Raw genomic sequence first — 19,566 nt, 5'->3', positions numbered from 1 at the left:
AAACTATGGAAAGACTAATCGTTGCTGGAGTTAATCATCGATGGAATGAATTATAGGTAGCTAAACGGACAAGCATAATAAATATAATGCTATTGGCTTTAGCCAAATTGTTTTAAATACAAGCCCCAAAAATGAAATTCCTTTATTCCATTCTTTTCCTTTTACTATCCTCCTCTACCCTATTCTCCCAAACCAAACTCCTCTCTTGGAACATAGAAAACTTGGGGAAATCAAAATCAAATCAAGAAATCACTTTCATAGCTAATACGCTAAGAGATTTTGATATTGCGGCGATTCAGGAAGTTGTGGCGGGTGATGGTGGAGCGCAAGCTGTGGCGAAACTCGCCGACGAACTCAATCGGAAAGGAAGCAAATGGGATTATGTCATCAGTGACCCAACGAGTAGTAGTGCTTATAAAACGGAACGATATGCTTTTCTATGGAAAACGAGTAAAATCAAGAAAATAGGAAAAGCTTGGCTCGAAAAAAAATACCATTTAGAAATAGACCGAGAACCATATTTTTGTACGTTTCAGTATGAGAACAAGCAATTCACTGTGGCTAATTTTCACGCTATCACCAAAAACAGACAGCCTGAAACGGAGATCAAATATTTTAAATTCTTGCCTGAGGAATACCCCAATCTGAATTTGATTTTTGTGGGTGATTTCAACTGTCCGCAATCGCATACGGTTTTTTACCCTTTGAAGAAAATGGGGTACAAATCAATCCTTATCAATCAAAAAACATCTTTGAAAAAAGAGTGTAAAAATGATAATTGTCTCGCTTCTGAATTTGACAACATGTTTTATAATGTTTCGAAAATTACTAGACTCCATTCAGGAGTTCTTCCTTTTTACAAAAATTTCTATTCTCTAAAGGAAGCCAGAGTGATTTCAGATCATATTCCCATTTGGTTTGAATTTTCCTTAAATTAATATTGAAAAAAAAGTGTTTTCTGTAGCAAAACTTTCTAATATTAGACTGTTACAATCATTTCATACAATCCTTTTTGTATATTTATTCCCTACGAAAAAAACCTACTTATATGAACAAAATTTCTATTCTAGCCCTATGTTGTTTTATTACAATTACCTCCTTTTCTCAAACCAAAAAACTAACTCTCGAACAAGGTGTTTTAGAACAAAACAGACAGTTTAGAGCCGATAAACTAATAGGATTTCAGTGGATTCCAAACACCACTAGTTACACTTATTATACAAATAATTATACCAAAATGGTTGCTGCTTCAGGAATAGATTCTAAAACTACTGAAATCGTAACTTTAGCTGATATTAATACAGCTTTAGGAACAAAATTGAAAAACTTTTTTGGCATTCAATGGATTGATTCTAATGCGCTACTTGTCAGTGAAAACGGAAAATATTATGCTTACCTGACTACTTCAAAAAAAGGGACATTGATGCAAGAAAAGAAAGCCACTTGCAAAAACCCAACCTTTGACACAAAAAAACGCAACCTCGCTTTTACTGAAAATAATAATCTCTATTTCTACAATGTCGATAATGAAATTATTACGGTAACGAATGAATCTAACGAAGCCATCGTTTCGGGTCAATTTTTTGCGAGAAGTGAATTTGGAATTAGTAATGGAATTTTCTGGTCACCAAAATCAAACTTTTTAGCTTTTTACCAAAAAGACCAAACCGAAGTTGCCGATTATCCTTTGCTTGACATCAACGAAACTCCAGGAAAATTAGTCAATATCAAATACCCTATGATTGGTCAAAAAAGCGAAAAACCAAGAGTTGGAATTTACAATTTGGCCAGTAAAAAAACAGTTTTCATTTCGCCAAAAGGCAATTCAGATGATTATTTAACTAATCTTTCTTGGACTCCAGACGAAAAACAGGTTTTGATTGCCGAACTCAATCGCGGTCAAAACGATATGTCTTTGAATGTTTATGATGCCCAAACTGGAAATTTCGTCAGAACTATTCTAAATGAGAAAAACGATAAATGGGTCGAACCCGAAGTTCCTGCTTTTTTTCCAAGTACTACTTCCAATAATTTTGTTTGGATCAGCGAAAAAGACGGATTCAACAACTTGCATTATTACACTATCGAAGGGAAATTAATCAAACAATTGACTCAAAATAAATTCCCTTCACGAGATATTATCGGAAGCAATGCTGCTGGAACAGAAATTTACTTTAAATCCACAGGCGAAAATACAACCAATATGTTGGCTTATAAAGTTGACTTAAATGGCAAGCAAACCCTAATTACTAAAGAGCAAGGCGTTCATACTTGTATTCCCAATTTTGACGGAAGTTATTTTTTTGATGAATATTCCAATCATTCGACTCCTTCAAAATCGTTGATGTACAACAAAAATTTGAAAGCCACCACGCTTTTGGAAAGCAGCACTAAATTTACTGATTACCAAATGGGAACTTCTGAGGTCAAAACCATTAAATCAGCCGATGGAAGCACTGATTTATATACTCGATTAATCAAGCCTAGCAACTTCGATCCTACCAAAAAATATCCCGTTTTTGTGTATGTTTACGGTGGACCACACGCTCAAATGATCACCAATTCCTATTTAGACGGCGCCAATCTTTGGATGTATTGGATGGCAGAACAAGGTTATTTAGTCTTCACTTTGGACAATCGTGGCTCGGATAATCGTGGTTTTGCGTTCGAAAGTGCGATTCACGGAAGATTGGGAGTCAACGAAATCGACGACCAAATGGAAGGCGTTGACTATTTGAAATCTTTGCCTTATGTTGATGCCAATCGATTGGCAATTCACGGTTGGAGTTTTGGCGGATTTATGACCACTTCCATAATGTTGCGAAAACCCGATGTTTTCAAAGTGGGTGTTGCCGGCGGACCCGTTACTGATTGGAAATATTATGAAGTGATGTATGGCGAACGTTATATGGATACTCCAGCCGAAAACCAAAAAGGGTTTGACGAAGCCAGCACCTTGAACTATGTGAAAAATCTAAAAGGAAAATTGCTCTTAATTCACGGAACCAGTGACGATACTGTTGTAATGCAAAACAATTTGGCCTTACTCAAAAAATTCATCGAAGCCGAAAAACAGGTGGACTTTTTTGCTTATCCCATGCACGAGCACAATGTAACTGGCAAAGACAGAGTCCATTTGATGACCAAAGTTTTGAATTATGTGATTGAAAATAATAAGTAAGTAGTGAAACTTATATAATGTCGTATTTTGATTTTCCTAAATCAAGAAGAAAGCTTATAAATAAAAGGATTTCTAAATCTATTTATGCGACAATAAACGATTCCTTTTACTTCGTATTCAACATAACAAAAAAACACCTGAAAGGTTTTGGAAACCTTTCAGGTGTTTTTTTATTGAATTAGGTTTTGAGTTTTTTCTTTCTCGCTGCAGGGAATAATACATTATTCAAAATCAATCTATAGCCTGGTGAATTGGGGTGCAAATCAAGCACTGTAACAGGATCACCTACTCGATGCTGATAATCTTCGGGATCGTGTCCTCCAAAAAAAGTGTACATTCCTTTGCCTTTTTCGCCGTGAATGTAACGCGCTTCGCGATTGAGTTCACAATTTCCCATAATCAACACATTCGATTTTATAAGATTCGGGTCGAAAGCCGTGGTTTGTCCCATAAATCCTTTTACCAATTGGGTATGATTTTGACACAACATACTCGGAATTGGATCCCATTTGGCCGAGAATTCCATCAAAGTAAAGTAATCTTTCTCCATCGGAATCAAGACTCTCTTTTCGGTCATATCAATATTCGAAAACTCATAATGTTCCGGTTTCCGATCTAAAATAAAATCTTTGAACGCAAAGGAATTCGCATAATTAATTTTGGATTGGTAATTGGGTTCGCTCGCATCGCCATCAAACATGGGTTCACAAATATCAACTCCATCGGCCGCTAACGCAATATCAAAACTATCGGTAGCAGAACACATGGCAAACATAAATCCGCCGCCAATTACGAAATCCCTAATTTTTTTGGCAACAGCTCCTTTTTCTTCAGACACTTTTTTATAACCTAATTTGGTGGCCAAAATTTCGGATTCTCTCTTTTGTTCGATATACCAGGGTGAATTTCGGTTGGAACCAAAAAATTTTCCATATTGTCCCGTAAAATCCTCGTGGTGTAAATGCAACCAATCGTAAAGTATCAATTGGTCGGCTAAAACTTCTTCATCATAAATGGGTGTAAACGGGATTTCGGCATAAGTCAAAACCAGAGTAACAGCATCGTCCCAAGGTTGCTTTCCTTTGGGTGTATAGACCGCGACTTTTGGTGCTTTTTCGAGTACAACCGCTTCCATATTTTGTGAAGGACTAGCTATTTCGGCTAAAATCTGATTTGTTTCAGCATCGCTCAAGACTTCGAAACTTACTCCTCGAATTTGACATTCTTCCCGTATTTCTGGAGCATCGGCTAATAAAAAAGAACCTCCACGATAATTGAGCAACCAACTGGCTTTGTATTTTTTTTCAATGCACCAATACGTAATTCCGTAAGCTTTCAGATGATTTTGCTGCGTGGTTTCGTCCATTGGCAATAAAACAAAAGAAGCTTTTGCCGAAAAGGAAATCAGGATTAAAACAAGAAAAACCTTTTTGAAAACCATTTTTAGAATATTAAGTATCAAATATAATGGTTTTTAATTTGACCTAAAGCATCAGGCAATTCACTTTTATTTTTTTTTAGCCAAGAATTTAGCTCATTGAATCTTATTTAATTAGTATTCACTGATTTTCAATTCACAAAATATCACAAATTCATAATGTCAAAATTTGTGCACATTCGCGTAATTCTTAGCTGCTTTATTTCTTTTATTATAAGCGAATAATATACTAATGCGTAAAAAGTCGATAATAAGTAATTTTTTATTTATTTTTTAAAACGGCATCTCGTCATCATCTTCCTCGTTCAAATTACTTCCAAAAGCTTCGTTGGGAGAAGGGAGATTTTTGGTTTGAAATGGATTATCGTCGTGATTCATTTTGGATGGTAAATCATCAAAATTACCTCCGTATTCCTCAATATTATCAAATTTACCGAGGTGACCAATAAATTTCAAACGAACGTTTTCAAGAGAACCATTACGGTGTTTGGCAATTATAAATTCAGCTTGTCCAGCCGATGGTGTTTGTTCATCATCGTCCCATTCGTCAATTTTATAATATTCGGGTCGGTAAATAAACGATACAATATCGGCATCTTGCTCGATCGCACCTGATTCACGAAGGTCGGAAAGCAAAGGTCTTTTGCTAGAACCACGGGTTTCAACAGCACGAGATAACTGAGATAATGCAATCACAGGAATATTCAATTCCTTTGCCAATGCTTTTAAATTTCGGGAAATGGTTGATATTTCTTGCTCTCTATTACCACCACCTTTTCCGTTTCCGCCGGCAGTCATCAATTGCAAATAATCGACAATGATAATCCTAATTCCGTGTTGAGAAGCCAAACGTCTCGCTTTTGCTCTTAAATCAAAAATAGAAAGTGAAGGTGAATCATCAATAAAAAGAGGTGCTTTTTCTAAATCTTTAACTTTAGTATTAAGTTGAGTCCACTCGTGAGGTTCAAGTTTTCCTGTTCGAAGTTTTTCTGAAGACAAACCTGTTTCTGACGAAATCAACCTTGTAATCAACTGTACGGAAGACATCTCTAAGGAAAATAATGCCACAGCGTGTCCAGAATCTATAGCAATATTTCGAGCCATTGAAAGTACGAAAGCCGTTTTTCCCATACCCGGACGAGCGGCAATAATAATTAAATCACTAGGTTGCCAACCCGATGTAATCGCATCCAATTTTGTAAAACCAGTCTCTACTCCACTCAATCCTTTTTGGTTTCCAATTTCTTCTATTCGTTTTTTGGCTTGTAAAACTAATGTTTGAGCAGTTTCGGAACTCCGTTTTATATTTCCCTGAGTTACTTCGTACAACTTAGATTCGGCTTTGTCTAATAAATCGAATACGTCTGTGGTTTCATCATAGGATTCTTCGATAATATCCGATGAAATTCGTATTAAACTGCGTTGAATAAACTTCTGGAGAATGATTCTGGAGTGAAATTCTATGTGCGCAGAGGATGATATTTTTTGGGTAAGCTGAATTAAGTACAAATCACCTCCAGCCAAGTCTAATTTTGCGTTTTTGCGCAGCTGAGCCGAAACTGTTAATAAGTCAATAGGTTGTGTATCTGTAAACAACTGAACGATAGCTTCAAAAATATATTTATGGCCTTCTTTGTAAAATGCGTCGGGTTGCAAAATGTCTATTACATCATCTACCCCTTTTTTGTCAATCATCATAGCACCAAGCACAGCCTCTTCTAGGTCGATAACTTGAGGTGGTAATTTTCCTTTTTCAAGGTTTATTATAGTAGTTTTATCTGTTCGAATTGGGTTTATATTCTTAACGTTTTCCATAGAACGAAAGTAAGCAAAATTAAAAAAAGAAGTCCAATGAGTTATTACAAATAATTGTTAATAAACAATCTTTATTTGTTCATAAGCCAAAAAAAATCCGAAACGATAAGGCTTCGGATTTAAGATGATTTTGTAAGAATTTATTCTTTAAATTCACCCATTTTACTGTATTTATCCATCCTTTGAGCGACTAGTTCTTGTGTTGATAAGTCTTTCAATTCATTAAATCCTTTGATAATATATTGCTCCACTGTTTTAAAGGCAGTTTCTCTATCAAAATGTGCTCCACCTAATGGTTCTGGTATAATATCATCGACTAATTTTTGTCTTTTCATATCCGAAGAAGTCAGTTTCAAAGCTTCGGCTGCTTGTTCTTTGTAATCCCAACTCTTCCATAAAATAGACGAACAAGATTCTGGAGAAATAACCGAATACCAAGTATTTTCCATCATATAAACTCGATCTCCAACACCTATTCCAAGTGCTCCACCTGAGGCACCTTCACCAACAATAACCACAATAATTGGCACTTTTAAGCAAACCATTTCGAAAATATTTCTGGCGATGGCTTCCCCTTGTCCACGTTCTTCAGCTTCAACACCAGGAAAAGCTCCCGGAGTATCAATAAAAGAGACTACTGGAATGCCAAATTTTTCTGCCATTTTCATCAATCGCAACGCTTTTCTATAGCCTTCTGGATTGGCCATTCCAAAATTTCTATATTGACGCGTTTTAGTATTGTATCCTTTTTGTTGGCCAATGATCATAAAAGATTGCCCACAAATTTTTCCTAAACCCCCAATCATTGCTTTATCATCCTTGAACCCTCTATCACCGTGAAGTTCAAGGAACGTATCACCACAAAGTGCTCTTACATGATCTAAAGTGTAGGGCCTATTGGGGTGTCTTGACAATTGTACTCGTTGCCAAGCCGTAAGGTTTTTATAAATTTTCCGTTTGGTTTCTTCTAGTTTTTTGCTGATTTGTTTGCAAGTATTGGTCACATCAACCGCAGATTCTTGCCCAATTACAAGGCATTTATCTAACTGATCTTCAAGCTCTTTTATTGGAAGTTCAAAATCTAAATATTCCATTAGTTATATTAGTTTGTGTTTTGATTTGAAGTGCAAATATAAAATTTATAATTATCAAAAACGTATAATTCGCATCTAAATACTAACAATTTGACACTTAAACTCTTTTATAAAAATTATTTTCTATTTGACAGATAATGCTTGAAAACTCCGTTTAGGATTACCGTAATGACAATTAGAAATGCTCCAATATAAAACGGCATACTCATTTTTTCTTTTCCACCAATGATAAAAAAAGCCAAAATAATACCATAAACAGGCTCTAAACTAGTGGTTAGCATTATGGTATAAGGCGAAAGTACTCGCATCACTTTTACTGAAGCTGTAAAGGCATAAGCAGTACAAATCGAAGACAAAATAAGCAGATAAATCCAATCCTTGGATGTCAAAATAAAGAAATTGACATTAAATTTATGGGTGAATAAAAAGTAAATCGTAATAAAAAAGACTCCAGCAAGAAATTCATAAAAGGTTATTACCGAAGGTTCGTGTTTTTCGATTAGCTTTCCATTCATTAAAGTAAATAGTACTCCAATAATTATCGAAGCCAAAGCATACATAATTCCTTCAAGATAATTGATTTCGACCTGCAAAATCATTCCCAATGCTGCAATAATTATAAGTCCAAAAAAAACTTCGTACCAAAGAACTTTTCGACCATAAAAAATAGGTTCTAAAATAGAAGCAAAAAAGGCACCTAACGAAAAAACTGCCAAAGTTATGGATACATTAGAAACATGAATAGCCTCGAAAAAGAAGATCCAATGAAGTGCAATCAGTAATCCGACAAAAATTAATTTGAAAAATTCTTTGATTGGAATTCGAAAAGATTCCTTTTTGAAGAGAATAAATAGGAATAAAAATACAGACGCTAAAAGCATTCTATACCAGACCAATGCATCTGCCTGAATAGAAATTAAGGCACCTAATATGGCTGTAAAACCCCAAATAAATACAATTAAATGAAGATTTAAATAACTTTTTAAATTACCTTTTTGCATTTCGTAATAATAATATGGCCAAAATGCCGAAAACGATATTCGGAAACCAAACGGCCAATAAGGGTGGAAAACTAGATTTTTCGGCCAATGTTCCGAAGATTTTATCAAAAAAAACAAAGGAAAAAGCTACTGCTATCCCGATGGCTAAACTCAATCCCATTCCGCCTCTTCGCTTCATTGACGAAACCGCAACAGCAATAATAGTAAGAATAAATGCCGATACTGGAATACTGTATTTCTTATACAAAACCACTAAATACACATTGATATTGGATGAACCACGCTTTTTTTCTTTCTCAATAAATTGGTTCAATTTTCCAAGATTCAAGGTTTCAGCGATGTAAACTACTGGGGTAATGTCCTCTAAATCAAAACTGAATTTCGCGTCCTTTTTGTCCGCTTTTTCAAGTTTGTCATCTAATCCTCCAACGGTTCTTTTGACATAATCATACATTGTATAATTTTTCTTTTTAGGATTCCATTGTATCCTTGAAGCCGAAATTTTATAAGCCAATTTGTCTTTGGTGAATTTTTCGTAAGTGAAATTATAAGCCGTTTTCGATGCCACATCAAAACTATTGACATAAATATATTCGTCATTACTAATTTGTCGAAAAACATCGGTATTCTTGCCTCTCATAGCTTCTTTTCCATCGCCTCTGAGATAGGTATATCTAAAATTATTAAATCCTTCGCTTGACTTTGGAACGATAAAAAAGCCCATTAACAAAATAAAAACAGAAATAATAGATGCACCAATTATATAAGGCCTTAGAAATCTAGTAAACGATATCCCCGAACTTAAAATAGCAATAATTTCAGTATCATTGGCTAATTTTGAGGTAAACCAAATCACCGACAAAAACAAAAATATCGGAAATAATAAATTGGTGAAATAAATGGTAAAATGATAATAGTAAATCAAAATTTCCGTGAATGGAATTTTGTTTTCTATCATTTTATTGATCTTTTCCGATACATCAATTACAATTCCAATAGGTGCAAACAAAGCCAACATCACCCCAAAAGTGGTCAAGTATTTTTTTAGGATGTATTTGTCTATTATAGTTAACATATATTTTGTTTCAAGTTTCAAGTTTCAAGTTTCAGGTTTCAAGTTCTCTCGAAACCTGAAACTTTAAACCTTTTTTTAAAGTCTCTGACTCATATTACGAACCATCATTTCTTTCCAAGTTCTAAAATCTCCTGCTAAGATATGTTTTCTTGCCTCACGAACCAACCACATATAAAATCCAAGATTGTGTATCGTAGCAATTTGTTTTCCTAAGTACTCATTGGCTGCAAACAAGTGGCGTAAATACGCTTTTGTATATTCTGTATCCACAAAAGTATGACCCATTTCGTCTATTGGAGAGAAGTCATCTTCCCATTTTTTGTTTTTGATATTGATGGTTCCGTTTGCGGTAAACAACATTCCGTTTCTGGCATTTCTAGTTGGCATCACACAATCGAACATATCAATTCCTAAGGCAATATTCTCCAAAATATTGATTGGAGTTCCCACACCCATCAAATAACGAGGCTTGTCTTCGGGAAGAATTTCACAAACCACTTCGGTCATCGCGTACATTTCTTCCGCAGGTTCACCTACCGAAAGTCCTCCAATAGCATTGCCTTGCTGACCTGAATTAGCAATATATTCAGCCGATTGTTGGCGTAAATCTTTATACGTACTTCCCTGAACAATTGGGAAAAAAGTTTGCTCATAACCATATTTAAAAGGTAATTTATCCAAATGATTGATGCATCTGTCCAACCAACGATGCGTCATTTTCATCGATTTTTGCGCATAGCGATAATCGCAAGGATAAGGTGTACATTCGTCGAAAGCCATAATAATGTCAGCGCCAATGGTACGTTGAATTTCCATCACATTTTCGGGTGTGAAAAAATGGTAGGAACCGTCGATATGCGATTTAAATTTTACGCCTTCTTCCTTAATTTTCCGGTTGGCCGAAAGCGAATACACTTGGTAGCCACCAGAATCGGTCAGAATATTCCTGTCCCAGTTCATAAATTTGTGCAAACCTCCCGCTTTTTCAAGAATTTGAGTTTGCGGACGTAAGTATAAATGATAGGTATTTCCGAGAATAATATCCGGATTAATATCGTCTTTCAATTCGCGTTGATGCACTCCTTTTACCGAAGCAACGGTGCCCACAGGCATAAAAATTGGGGTTTCAATAACACCGTGATCCGTAGTAATACTTCCTGCTCTGGCTTTGGTATGTGGATCTTTTTGTAATAAATCAAATTTCATAAATCTTTTTTCTCCCGACTGTTCGGGTGCGCAAAGATAATTTATTTAAGATTTAGTCCCGACACTTCGGGAAAGGATTTAGGATTTTATTTAACATTAGTATTTTGAACAGATAATATACTTAGTTGCCTATTATGTTTTATTGCTCATGAAAAGTATCTTTCTCCCATCTTTCAGGATTGGTTTCAATATAATTACAAATTCTTTCATAAGCTGCATCATCCCTAATGATATAATCGTGAAAAGAACGTTGCCAAGCAAATTCTTTATTTCCCAAAAGATGAATTTGTTTGGAAGATGTGGTTTTATACGCTCCTATCAATTCAGATAACGACTTGATTTTTATTGATTTATCCATCACTAAATCCGAATTAATTTCAATCACTCCGTGAACGTGATTGGGCATAACAATAAAAGAATACAAAACAATATATGGATATTGATTTGCTAACCATTCCCATTGATTCTCTGCAATTCCCCCAAATTCATTCAAATTCATTTTCCGAATTGTATGATTTGGATTATCGATATCATTTTGATTATCGATTTGTAGGGACAGGTCGCGACCTGTCCCTACATCACCAAAACAACATATTTTATTATGCACGCAAATCGTAACGAAATACAAATTATTTTGCGAATAATCATAACCCAACATTCGATTGCGTTTTCTATTTTTCATACAAATAATTTATTATTACTATCCTGTACGGACAGTACGGATAGGTTGTGACCTGTCCCTACGGCTTTAAAATTTCCCCAATCTTCAACGCACATTTCTCGCCATCAATCGCAGCGGAGATAATTCCTCCGGCATAACCTGCACCTTCTCCACAAGGATACAAGCCTTTTATTTGAAGGTGTTCCAATGTTTCTGAATCTCTGGGAATGCGCACTGGCGAAGAAGTTCTCGATTCTGGCGCGTGAAGAACGGCTTCATTGGTCAAGAAACCACGCATTGATTTTCCAAATTCGACAAAACCTTCCCGTAATATTTGGGTAAGAAATCCGGGGAAAACTTCGCCCATTTCTACCGAAGTCGTTCCAGGAACATAAGACGTTTTTGGGATATTAGAGGATACTTTATTTTGGGTAAAATCGACCATTTTTTGGGTAGGAACTTTTTGGGTCTGACCCGCCAAATGCCAAGCCTTTTGTTCGATACTTTTTTGGAATTCCATTCCAGCCAAAGCACCAAATTTGGCAAACGGCTTGAAATCTTCGAGTTTCAATTCGATAACAATTCCAGAATTGGCAGTAGCTTGATCTCTTTTGGATGGTGACCAACCATTCGTAACTACTTCGCCGGGACTTGTCGCACAAGGCGCAATCACGCCGCCGGGACACATACAAAAAGAATACATTCCCCTGCCTCCTACTTGCTTCACGATGGAATAAGGTGATGGTGGCAAATGTTCCCCACGATAATCGCAACTGTATTGAATACTGTCAATTAATGATTGTGGATGCTCGGCTCGAACGCCCAAGGCAAATGCTTTGGCTTCGATAAAAATTTGTTTTCTATCTAATAATTCAAAAATATCTCGCGCAGAATGTCCTGTGGCTAGGATTATTTTGTTGGCAAGAATCGTGTCTCCGTTTTTGGTCACAATACCTTGCACTTCGTTATTTTTGATGAGGATATCGGTCAATCGGGTTTCGAAAAGGACTTTTCCTCCCATTTCGATAATTTTCTCCCGCATATCCTGAATGATTTGTGGTAATTTATTGGTTCCAATATGCGGATGGGCATCGACCAAAATATCTTGTGAAGCTCCATAAGCGACGAATAACTCCAAAATTCGTGTTACATCGCCTCGTTTTTTGGATCGCGTGTATAATTTTCCATCCGAATAAGTTCCTGCTCCGCCTTCGCCAAAACAATAATTGGAATCTTCATCCACAATATGATCCACATTGATGGCTTTTAAATCCCTACGACGACCTCGAACGTCTTTTCCACGCTCGATTACTATTGGTTTTAAACCCAATTCTATCAATTGCAAAGCGGCAAATAATCCCGCAGGACCAGCGCCCACAACGATAACTTCTTGTGCGTTTTCGACATTTTTATATTCAGGAAGTTCGATTTTAGCTTCTTGAATGGGCTCACCAACCAAATAAATAGTGACTTTCAAATTGAATTTCACGGCTTTTTGGCGCGCATCAATCGAGCGTTTCAGAATCGAAATATGTTGGATTTCTTTGAAATCGACCCGAATTAATTTGGAAATATGTTGTTTGAGCAACAGTTCGTTTGTAGCTATTTCTGGCGATACTTGAAAGAGAAGATCTTGAGGCATTTTGCAGTAGATTGAGTTATTTGAATCCAATAACGAAATGCAAAAATAGTACTTTGAAGTGAACTTTACTTAATGATTACAAAATCCATTTTCAAATTTTGAAATTCGGCTTTTTTCAAATTAGACTTTGTAACTTTACAGTCTAAAAACATTCAAAATGTCCAGACAAATAAAACTAATATGGGATTTTCGTGGTCCTGCTTCAGCAAAAACGGCCGAACATCACGAAATTCATTTGAAGGAATATATCATTGCCGAGAAACTGTCGCCCAATATTACCGGTTTTGAAGTTCTTAACGAAATGTATGCGATTGCTTATATGGTCGTTACCGATGAAACAATGATTCAAGTTCGAGATGCTTTGAAACCGCATCGTGGGGAAGTTTTTTAGTTAACAGATTGCCAGTTAGCAGTTAGCAGTTAGCAGTTAGCAGTTAGCAGTTAGCAGTTAGCAGTTAGCAAAAAAACGAAAATGCCCTGAAATGTCAAGACGTTTTCGTTTTTTTTATATAGATGTTTAACCTTCTTAATCTGAAATCTGAAATCTGAAATCTGAAATCTGAAATCTGAAATCTGAAATCTGAAATCTGAATTTAATTCGCCACTTCGCTAATAAATTTAATTCGCATCAATCGCAATTCGTCAATGTCATAATCGCCGTCAAATTCTTTGAGTGCTTCTTCGATATTATCGGAATGGGATTCCATAAAATAGTCGTGAATTTCTTCTTGCTGGTCATCGTCTAGCATTTCGTCAATCCAATACTTGATATTTAATTTAGTTCCAGAATTTACTATCTGTTCCATTTCGGTGATCAAGGCCTCCATCGTCAAACCTTTGGCGGACGCTATATCGCTGAGTGGTAATTTTCTGTCAATGTTTTGAATGATGTACAATTTATTTATTGAATTGGCTCCTGTCGATTTTACAACTAAATCTTCGGGACGAATAATATCATTCTCCTCAACATATTGATTGATTAAGGTTATAAATTCTTTGCCATATTTCTTGGCTTTTCCTTCTCCAACTCCGTGAGTATTGATTAACTCATCCATCGAAATTGGGTATTTCAAAGCCATATCTTCGAGTGAGGGGTCTTGAAAAACTACAAACGGAGGAACACCAAGTTTTTTGGCTACTTTTTTACGTAAGTCACGCAACATTCCCATCAAAACTTCATCGGCAACGCCAGTTCCTTTTGCAGCCGTTACGATAGCTTCATCTTCGGATTCGTTGTATTCGTGATCTTCGGACATCATAAAAGAATTTGGTTTTTTTATAAAATCCAATCCTTTTTTCGTGATTTTCACCACACCATACGTTTCGATATCTTTAGATAATAATCCATCAACTAATACTTGTCGCAATAATGCCATCCAATATTTTTCGTCATGATCTTTACCCGAACCAAAAAATGATTGAATATCAGTTCGATGCGCTTTTATCACTGCATTTACACGACCAATAAGTGTAAATACCACTTCTTTGGATTTATAAATATGTTTGGTGTCACGAACGACTTCGAGTAATTTAACCACTTGTTTTTGGGCTTCAACCTTCACTTTTGGATTGCGAACATTGTCATCCATATCGCCACCTTCTCCGGTTTCATTATCGAATTCTTCACCGAAATAATGCAAAAGAAATTTTCTTCTTGACATCGAGGTCTCAGCATAAGCAACTACTTCCTGCAATAACGCAAATCCAATTTCCTGTTCGGCAACCGGTTTTCCTGATAAGAATTTTTCGAGTTTTTCTACATCTTTATATGAATAGTAAGCCATACAATGACCTTCGCCACCATCACGACCAGCACGACCCGTTTCTTGGTAATAACTTTCTAATGATTTTGGAATATCGTGGTGAATCACAAAACGCACATCGGGTTTGTCGATTCCCATACCGAAAGCAATTGTAGCCACGACAACATCTACATCTTCCATCAAAAACATATCCTGATGTTTAGCTCGAGTTTTGGCATCTAAACCGGCGTGATACGGTACAGCGCTAATTCCATTTACTTGCAAAACTTCGGCAATGGCTTCTACTTTTTTGCGACTTAAACAATAAATAATTCCTGATTTTCCTTTATACAACTTTATGAAACGAATAATATCCGATTCAATATTTTTAGTTTTAGTACGCACTTCATAATACAAATTAGGTCTGTTAAACGAAGCTTTGTAAGTTGTTGCATCAACCATATCCAAGTTTTTCAAGATATCTTCCTGAACTTTTGGCGTAGCTGTAGCGGTAAGTCCTATAATAGGAACACTGCCTAATTGCTTGATAATATGTTTTAGATTTCGATATTCAGGTCTAAAGTCGTGTCCCCATTCTGAGATGCAATGTGCTTCATCAATAGCTACAAAGGAAATGGGGACAGTTTGAAGGAACGTTACATATTCTTCCTTGGTTAAAGATTCGGGAGCCACATACAAAAGCTTGGTTAAACCTGAAGTAATATCTTTTTTGACTTGAGTAATTTCTGTTTTTGTAAGGGAAGAGTTTAAAACATGAGCTACTCCATTTTCAGAAGACAAACTTCGTATAGCATCAACTTGATTCTTCATTAAAGCAATTAAAGGAGAAACAACAATAGCCGTTCCTTCTTGAACTAATGCTGGTAATTGATAACAAAGCGATTTACCTCCGCCTGTAGGCATAATTACAAAAGTGTTTTCTTTATTGAGAATACTTTTTATAACTTGTTCCTGTAAACCTTTGAATTGGCTGAAGCCAAAATACTTCTTTAATTCTTTGTGGATGTCAATTTCGTTTGAATTCATTCTTTATTAATGGTATTTTATCTAAATTTGCGTTTCATAAAGATACTAATTTCTTTGGAACTCACAAATTTTTATAAAAATTCTATTTTGAACACAAAAGAAAATATTTTGATTTTGGCAAAAAAGACCATTCTCTCTGAAAGTGAGTCTATTGCAAAACTCATTGATTTCATAGACATTAGCTTTGCAGATGCCACGCAAATATTATTCAATTCCAAAGGCAGATTGATTGTTACAGGAATTGGAAAAAGTGCGATTATTGCTCAAAAAATGGTAGCCACATTCAATTCGACTGGAACACCTTCACTTTTTTTACATGCTTCAGAGGCAATTCATGGTGATCTAGGAATGGTTCAACCCAATGATATTTTGCTTTGTATCTCAAAAAGTGGTAATAGCCCAGAAATAAAAATTCTTGTTCCAATTTTGAAGCGTTTTGGCAATCTATTAATTGCAATGACTGGTAATACGACTTCGTTTTTGGCAAATGAATCCAATTATGTTTTGAATACCACAGTCGATGCTGAATCCTGTCCTCATAATCTAGCTCCAACTAATAGCACGACGGCTCAACTCGTTATGGGTGATGCTCTTGCAATATGCTTAATGAATTTGCGCAATTTTAGTCGTGAGGATTTTGCAAAATACCATCCTGGTGGTTCTTTAGGCAAAAAACTTTTGCTTCAGGTAAAAGATTTAACTGAAAACTCATTGAAACCAATGGTAAGTCCAGATGCTCCAATAAAAAAAGTGATTTTTGAAATTTCAGAAAAAAGGCTTGGAGCCACAGCGGTTGTCGAAAACGACAAAGTAATTGGCGTAATCACTGATGGAGATATCCGTAGAATGCTCAATGAAAATGATACTTTTTCGCATTTGACAGCCAAAGATATTATGACAAAAAATCCAAAAATGATTCAATCTTCTACAATGGTCGTTGAGGCGCTAAATATTTTAGAAGATTTTTCAATCACTCAATTAATTGTTGCAGACAATGACCAATACATAGGAATAGTCCATTTACATGATATTTTAAAAGAAGGAATCGTATAATGGGAAAAAAGCAATCTAAAGAAATGTCTTTTTTAGACCACCTCGAAGAATTAAGATGGTTATTAGTTCGCAGTACAATAGCCATTATTATAATGGCATTCCTCACCTATTTTGTAAGTGATTTTTTGTTTGACACCATTATATTTGGCCCAACAAGACCCTCATTTTATACCTATCGTGTATTTTGTGATTTATCACATCAATTAAACTTTGGAGAAAGTATTTGTATCGAAGAATTGCCTTTTATCATCCAGAATACGCTAATGGAAGGACAAGTAAATATGTTTGTTTGGATGTGTTTATTGGCAGGTTTCATACTCGCTTTTCCATATATCTTGTGGCAAATTTGGAGCTTTATCAGTCCTGCTTTATATGTAAATGAGAAAAAAAATGCTAAATTTTTTATCTTTGTTTCCTCTTTATTATTCTTTTCTGGGGTGCTTTTTGGCTATTTTGTGATTATTCCAATGTCGGTCAATTTTGTCGCAACATTCACTGTAAGTGAAATGGTTAAAAATCAATTTACTTTGGAATCTTATATCGGAATGTTTAAAACATCGGTTATTGCTGGTGGCTTATTTTTTGAATTACCAATAATTATATATTTTCTAACAAAACTGGGATTAGTAACTCCAGAGTTTCTGAGGAAATATAGAAAATATGCTATTGTCATTGTACTGATAGTAGCTGCCATTGTAACTCCACCCGACGTAGTTAGCCAAACGATTGTTGCCATTCCGATGCTGATTATTTTTGAATTGAGTGTAATAATATCTTCTATAGTTCATAAAAGAAAAATAAAAAATGAACAACTTAGTTAGAAGTTGGAATTTTGAATAAAAAAAAGAAAAATGAAGTTAAGAGCCGAAAATCTAGTTAAAACATATAAAGGACGAAGTGTTGTAAAAGGCGTTTCGGTAGAAGTAAATCAGGGCGAAATTGTAGGGCTTTTGGGGCCCAATGGCGCTGGAAAAACAACCTCTTTTTATATGATTGTAGGATTGGTAAAACCCAATTTGGGTCATATTTATCTTGACGATTTAGACATTACTGAATTTCCAATGTACAAAAGAGCCCAACAAGGCATTGGATACTTGGCTCAAGAAGCTTCTGTTTTTAGAAAACTTAGTGTCGAAGACAATATTTTGAGTGTTTTGCAACTGACCAAACACACTAAAGAAGAACAACAAGCCAAAATGGAAAGCTTGATAGAGGAGTTTGGTTTGGGACATATTCGCACCAACCGCGGCGATTTACTGTCGGGTGGCGAACGTCGTCGTACCGAAATTGCTCGTTGTTTGGCTACCGATCCAAAATTTATTCTACTAGATGAACCTTTTGCCGGTGTTGACCCAGTAGCCGTTGAAGATATTCAGAGAATCGTGGCGCAATTAAAAAATAAAAATATCGGAATCCTGATTACCGACCATAATGTTCAAGAAACTTTGGCAATTACAGACAAGACCTATCTAATGTTTGAAGGTGGAATTTTGAAAGAAGGGAAACCAGAAGAATTGGTAGAAGATGAAATGGTTCGTCGGGTGTATTTAGGTCAGAATTTCGAATTGAGAAAGAAGAAGTTGGAGTTTTAGTTGAACAGATGGCAGGTGGCAGGTCGCAGGTCGCAGAATAAAAATCATATTTCATACTAGATGTTTATCATTCTTAATCTGAAATCTGAAATCTGAAATCTGAAATCTGAAATCTGAAATCTGAAATCTGAAATCTGAAATCTGAAATCTGAATTTACTCCATCGTAATATACCGCAACTGCTCGACATCGCCATTAAAAATATTGACATCAACATTGCCTTTGATTCCTGAAACGGAAGCTTTTTCGGTGAATTGCCAGAACAACCAATCGGCTTCTATTTTCTCTCGATAAAAATTATAATTGGCAATCCAAAAAAGATAATCCGAGAAGTCTTCTTTTAAGAAATCATCATAGTATTTTTCGCCAGTATAAATAATTGGTTTTACTTTATAATGTGCTTCGACAGCTTTCAACCATCGCCTTAAACCAATTTTCAAACTGTCCAAAGATTGTCCTTTTGGGAGTTTTTCTATATCTAAAACAGGGGGTAAATCGCCTTTTCTCAGCCGAACTGTTTTAATAAAAAGTTTTGCTTGCTCCAATGAATTTTCGTTGGGACGATAATAATGATAAGCACCACGAATCATTTTTCTTTTTTTGGCGCCAAGCCAATTTTCTTCAAATTGCTCGTCTTCTCTATCATTTCCTGCAGTAGCACGAATAAAAACAAACTCAATAGGATAATCATTTTCTATGTTTTGGACCAAATCCCAATCGATTTTTCCCTGATATTCTGATAGATCTAAACCTATTGCCTTGCCTTGGTGTTTTTCTAAAACTTGGTAATTTCGAATATCCGAAATGCGTTTGGCTTCGGCTTGTTCATATTGTAGTTTATAGGATTTAAAACCCAAATAATATAATAATCCATTTCGATAATGATAGCCTACTCCAAGAAACAGCAAGATAAAAAAAGCAATTATAGAATAACTACGAACTTTTCCGGTGAAAAAGGAAGTTTTCTTTCTTGGTTTTCGTCGGATTGTGGTTTTACTTCGGCTAATTTTCCGTTTCATT

16 protein-coding genes are annotated in these 19,566 nt (G+C 35.6%); 6 read left to right on the top strand and 10 right to left on the bottom strand.

From position 1 onward, the window contains the following. Nucleotides 1-131 precede the first annotated feature (131 nt). Together FNW17_RS10660 and FNW17_RS10655 are read left to right on the top strand one after the other, a co-directional pair. Nucleotides 132-938: an endonuclease/exonuclease/phosphatase family protein gene (locus FNW17_RS10660; protein ID WP_144071624.1), complete on the top strand. Its 807-nt coding sequence runs from the start codon at nt 132-134 to the stop codon at nt 936-938. A gap of 110 nt (nt 939-1,048) precedes the next feature. Beyond that, complete coding sequence (locus FNW17_RS10655; RefSeq protein ID WP_144071623.1) at nt 1,049-3,181, top strand: S9 family peptidase; 2,133 nt, start codon at nt 1,049-1,051, stop codon at nt 3,179-3,181. 178 nt (nt 3,182-3,359) lie between these two features. Here FNW17_RS10655 and FNW17_RS10650 read toward each other — a convergent pair whose 3' ends face one another. From FNW17_RS10650 to FNW17_RS10615, 8 genes are all read right to left on the bottom strand, one after another. Further along, complete coding sequence (locus FNW17_RS10650) at nt 3,360-4,622, bottom strand: asparagine synthetase B (RefSeq protein WP_143390511.1); 1,263 nt, start codon at nt 4,620-4,622, stop codon at nt 3,360-3,362. Nucleotides 4,623-4,892: 270 nt separating this feature from the next. After that, complete coding sequence (gene dnaB / locus FNW17_RS10645; protein WP_143390512.1) at nt 4,893-6,434, bottom strand: replicative DNA helicase; 1,542 nt, start codon at nt 6,432-6,434, stop codon at nt 4,893-4,895. 140 nt (nt 6,435-6,574) lie between these two features. Beyond that, a complete protein-coding gene (locus FNW17_RS10640) occupies nt 6,575-7,528 on the bottom strand; it encodes an acetyl-CoA carboxylase carboxyltransferase subunit alpha (protein WP_126563196.1) in 954 nt (317 codons plus the stop codon). Between the two features lie 116 nt (nt 7,529-7,644). Beyond that, nucleotides 7,645-8,529: a DMT family transporter gene (locus tag FNW17_RS10635; RefSeq protein ID WP_143390513.1), complete on the bottom strand. Its 885-nt coding sequence runs from the start codon at nt 8,527-8,529 to the stop codon at nt 7,645-7,647. After that, nucleotides 8,516-9,604, bottom strand: a complete 1,089-nt coding sequence (locus FNW17_RS10630; RefSeq protein WP_143390514.1) for an LptF/LptG family permease — start codon at nt 9,602-9,604, stop codon at nt 8,516-8,518. The genes FNW17_RS10635 and FNW17_RS10630 overlap by 14 nt, the downstream gene beginning before the upstream one ends. Before the next feature lie 75 nt (nt 9,605-9,679). Next, nucleotides 9,680-10,810: a tRNA guanosine(34) transglycosylase Tgt gene (tgt, locus tag FNW17_RS10625; RefSeq protein WP_143390515.1), complete on the bottom strand. Its 1,131-nt coding sequence runs from the start codon at nt 10,808-10,810 to the stop codon at nt 9,680-9,682. A 139-nt stretch (nt 10,811-10,949) separates the two neighbouring features. After that, on the bottom strand, nt 10,950-11,492 hold the full coding sequence (locus tag FNW17_RS10620) for a transposase (RefSeq protein ID WP_143390516.1): 543 nt from the start codon (nt 11,490-11,492) through the stop codon (nt 10,950-10,952). Between the two features lie 58 nt (nt 11,493-11,550). Further along, nucleotides 11,551-13,113, bottom strand: a complete 1,563-nt coding sequence (locus tag FNW17_RS10615) for an NAD(P)/FAD-dependent oxidoreductase (RefSeq protein WP_143390517.1) — start codon at nt 13,111-13,113, stop codon at nt 11,551-11,553. Between the two features lie 157 nt (nt 13,114-13,270). Between FNW17_RS10615 and FNW17_RS10610 the strand changes: the two genes are divergently transcribed. Then, nucleotides 13,271-13,504 (top strand): hypothetical protein, encoded by a 234-nt coding sequence (locus tag FNW17_RS10610; RefSeq protein ID WP_143390518.1) that lies wholly within the window; start codon nt 13,271-13,273, stop codon nt 13,502-13,504. 202 nt (nt 13,505-13,706) lie between these two features. Here FNW17_RS10610 and FNW17_RS10605 read toward each other — a convergent pair whose 3' ends face one another. After that, nucleotides 13,707-15,902, bottom strand: a complete 2,196-nt coding sequence (locus FNW17_RS10605) for a RecQ family ATP-dependent DNA helicase (protein ID WP_144071622.1) — start codon at nt 15,900-15,902, stop codon at nt 13,707-13,709. 87 nt (nt 15,903-15,989) lie between these two features. On the opposite strand from FNW17_RS10605, the gene FNW17_RS10600 reads away from it, so the two are divergent. The 3 genes from FNW17_RS10600 to lptB are packed head-to-tail and all read left to right on the top strand — an operon-like array spanning nt 15,990 to nt 18,547. After that, on the top strand, nt 15,990-16,955 hold the full coding sequence (locus FNW17_RS10600; RefSeq protein WP_185965295.1) for a KpsF/GutQ family sugar-phosphate isomerase: 966 nt from the start codon (nt 15,990-15,992) through the stop codon (nt 16,953-16,955). Then, nucleotides 16,955-17,776 (top strand): twin-arginine translocase subunit TatC, encoded by an 822-nt coding sequence (gene tatC / locus FNW17_RS10595; protein WP_144071621.1) that lies wholly within the window; start codon nt 16,955-16,957, stop codon nt 17,774-17,776. The genes FNW17_RS10600 and tatC overlap by 1 nt, the downstream gene beginning before the upstream one ends. Before the next feature lie 30 nt (nt 17,777-17,806). After that, the gene (gene lptB / locus FNW17_RS10590; RefSeq protein WP_143390521.1) at nt 17,807-18,547 is read left to right on the top strand and encodes an LPS export ABC transporter ATP-binding protein; all 741 of its coding nucleotides are present in this window, start codon (nt 17,807-17,809) and stop codon (nt 18,545-18,547) included. A gap of 154 nt (nt 18,548-18,701) precedes the next feature. Here lptB and FNW17_RS10585 read toward each other — a convergent pair whose 3' ends face one another. Next, entirely contained in the window at nt 18,702-19,565 is an 864-nt protein-coding gene (locus FNW17_RS10585) for a glycoside hydrolase family 25 protein (RefSeq protein ID WP_144071620.1), read from the bottom strand. Between the last annotated feature and the right edge of the window lies 1 nt (nt 19,566).

This window comes from Flavobacterium franklandianum (assembly GCF_007097365.1).
In the GTDB taxonomy this organism is placed as follows: Bacteria; Bacteroidota; Bacteroidia; order Flavobacteriales; family Flavobacteriaceae; genus Flavobacterium; species Flavobacterium franklandianum.
The sequence above is the reverse complement of the archived record's forward strand: the minus strand, read 5'-3'. Positions and strand labels throughout refer to the sequence as shown.

Coding starts and splice junctions, on each gene's coding strand:
- FNW17_RS10660 (WP_144071624.1), top strand. CDS start 132: ATGAAATTCCTTTATTCCATTCTTTTCCTTTTACTATCCTCCTCTACC.
- FNW17_RS10655 (WP_144071623.1), top strand. CDS start 1,049: ATGAACAAAATTTCTATTCTAGCCCTATGTTGTTTTATTACAATTACC.
- FNW17_RS10650 (WP_143390511.1), bottom strand. CDS start 4,622: ATGGTTTTCAAAAAGGTTTTTCTTGTTTTAATCCTGATTTCCTTTTCG.
- dnaB (WP_143390512.1), bottom strand. CDS start 6,434: ATGGAAAACGTTAAGAATATAAACCCAATTCGAACAGATAAAACTACT.
- FNW17_RS10640 (WP_126563196.1), bottom strand. CDS start 7,528: ATGGAATATTTAGATTTTGAACTTCCAATAAAAGAGCTTGAAGATCAG.
- FNW17_RS10635 (WP_143390513.1), bottom strand. CDS start 8,529: ATGCAAAAAGGTAATTTAAAAAGTTATTTAAATCTTCATTTAATTGTA.
- FNW17_RS10630 (WP_143390514.1), bottom strand. CDS start 9,604: ATGTTAACTATAATAGACAAATACATCCTAAAAAAATACTTGACCACT.
- tgt (WP_143390515.1), bottom strand. CDS start 10,810: ATGAAATTTGATTTATTACAAAAAGATCCACATACCAAAGCCAGAGCA.
- FNW17_RS10620 (WP_143390516.1), bottom strand. CDS start 11,492: ATGAAAAATAGAAAACGCAATCGAATGTTGGGTTATGATTATTCGCAA.
- FNW17_RS10615 (WP_143390517.1), bottom strand. CDS start 13,113: ATGCCTCAAGATCTTCTCTTTCAAGTATCGCCAGAAATAGCTACAAAC.
- FNW17_RS10610 (WP_143390518.1), top strand. CDS start 13,271: ATGTCCAGACAAATAAAACTAATATGGGATTTTCGTGGTCCTGCTTCA.
- FNW17_RS10605 (WP_144071622.1), bottom strand. CDS start 15,902: ATGAATTCAAACGAAATTGACATCCACAAAGAATTAAAGAAGTATTTT.
- tatC (WP_144071621.1), top strand. CDS start 16,955: ATGGGAAAAAAGCAATCTAAAGAAATGTCTTTTTTAGACCACCTCGAA.
- lptB (WP_143390521.1), top strand. CDS start 17,807: ATGAAGTTAAGAGCCGAAAATCTAGTTAAAACATATAAAGGACGAAGT.
- FNW17_RS10585 (WP_144071620.1), bottom strand. CDS start 19,565: ATGAAACGGAAAATTAGCCGAAGTAAAACCACAATCCGACGAAAACCA.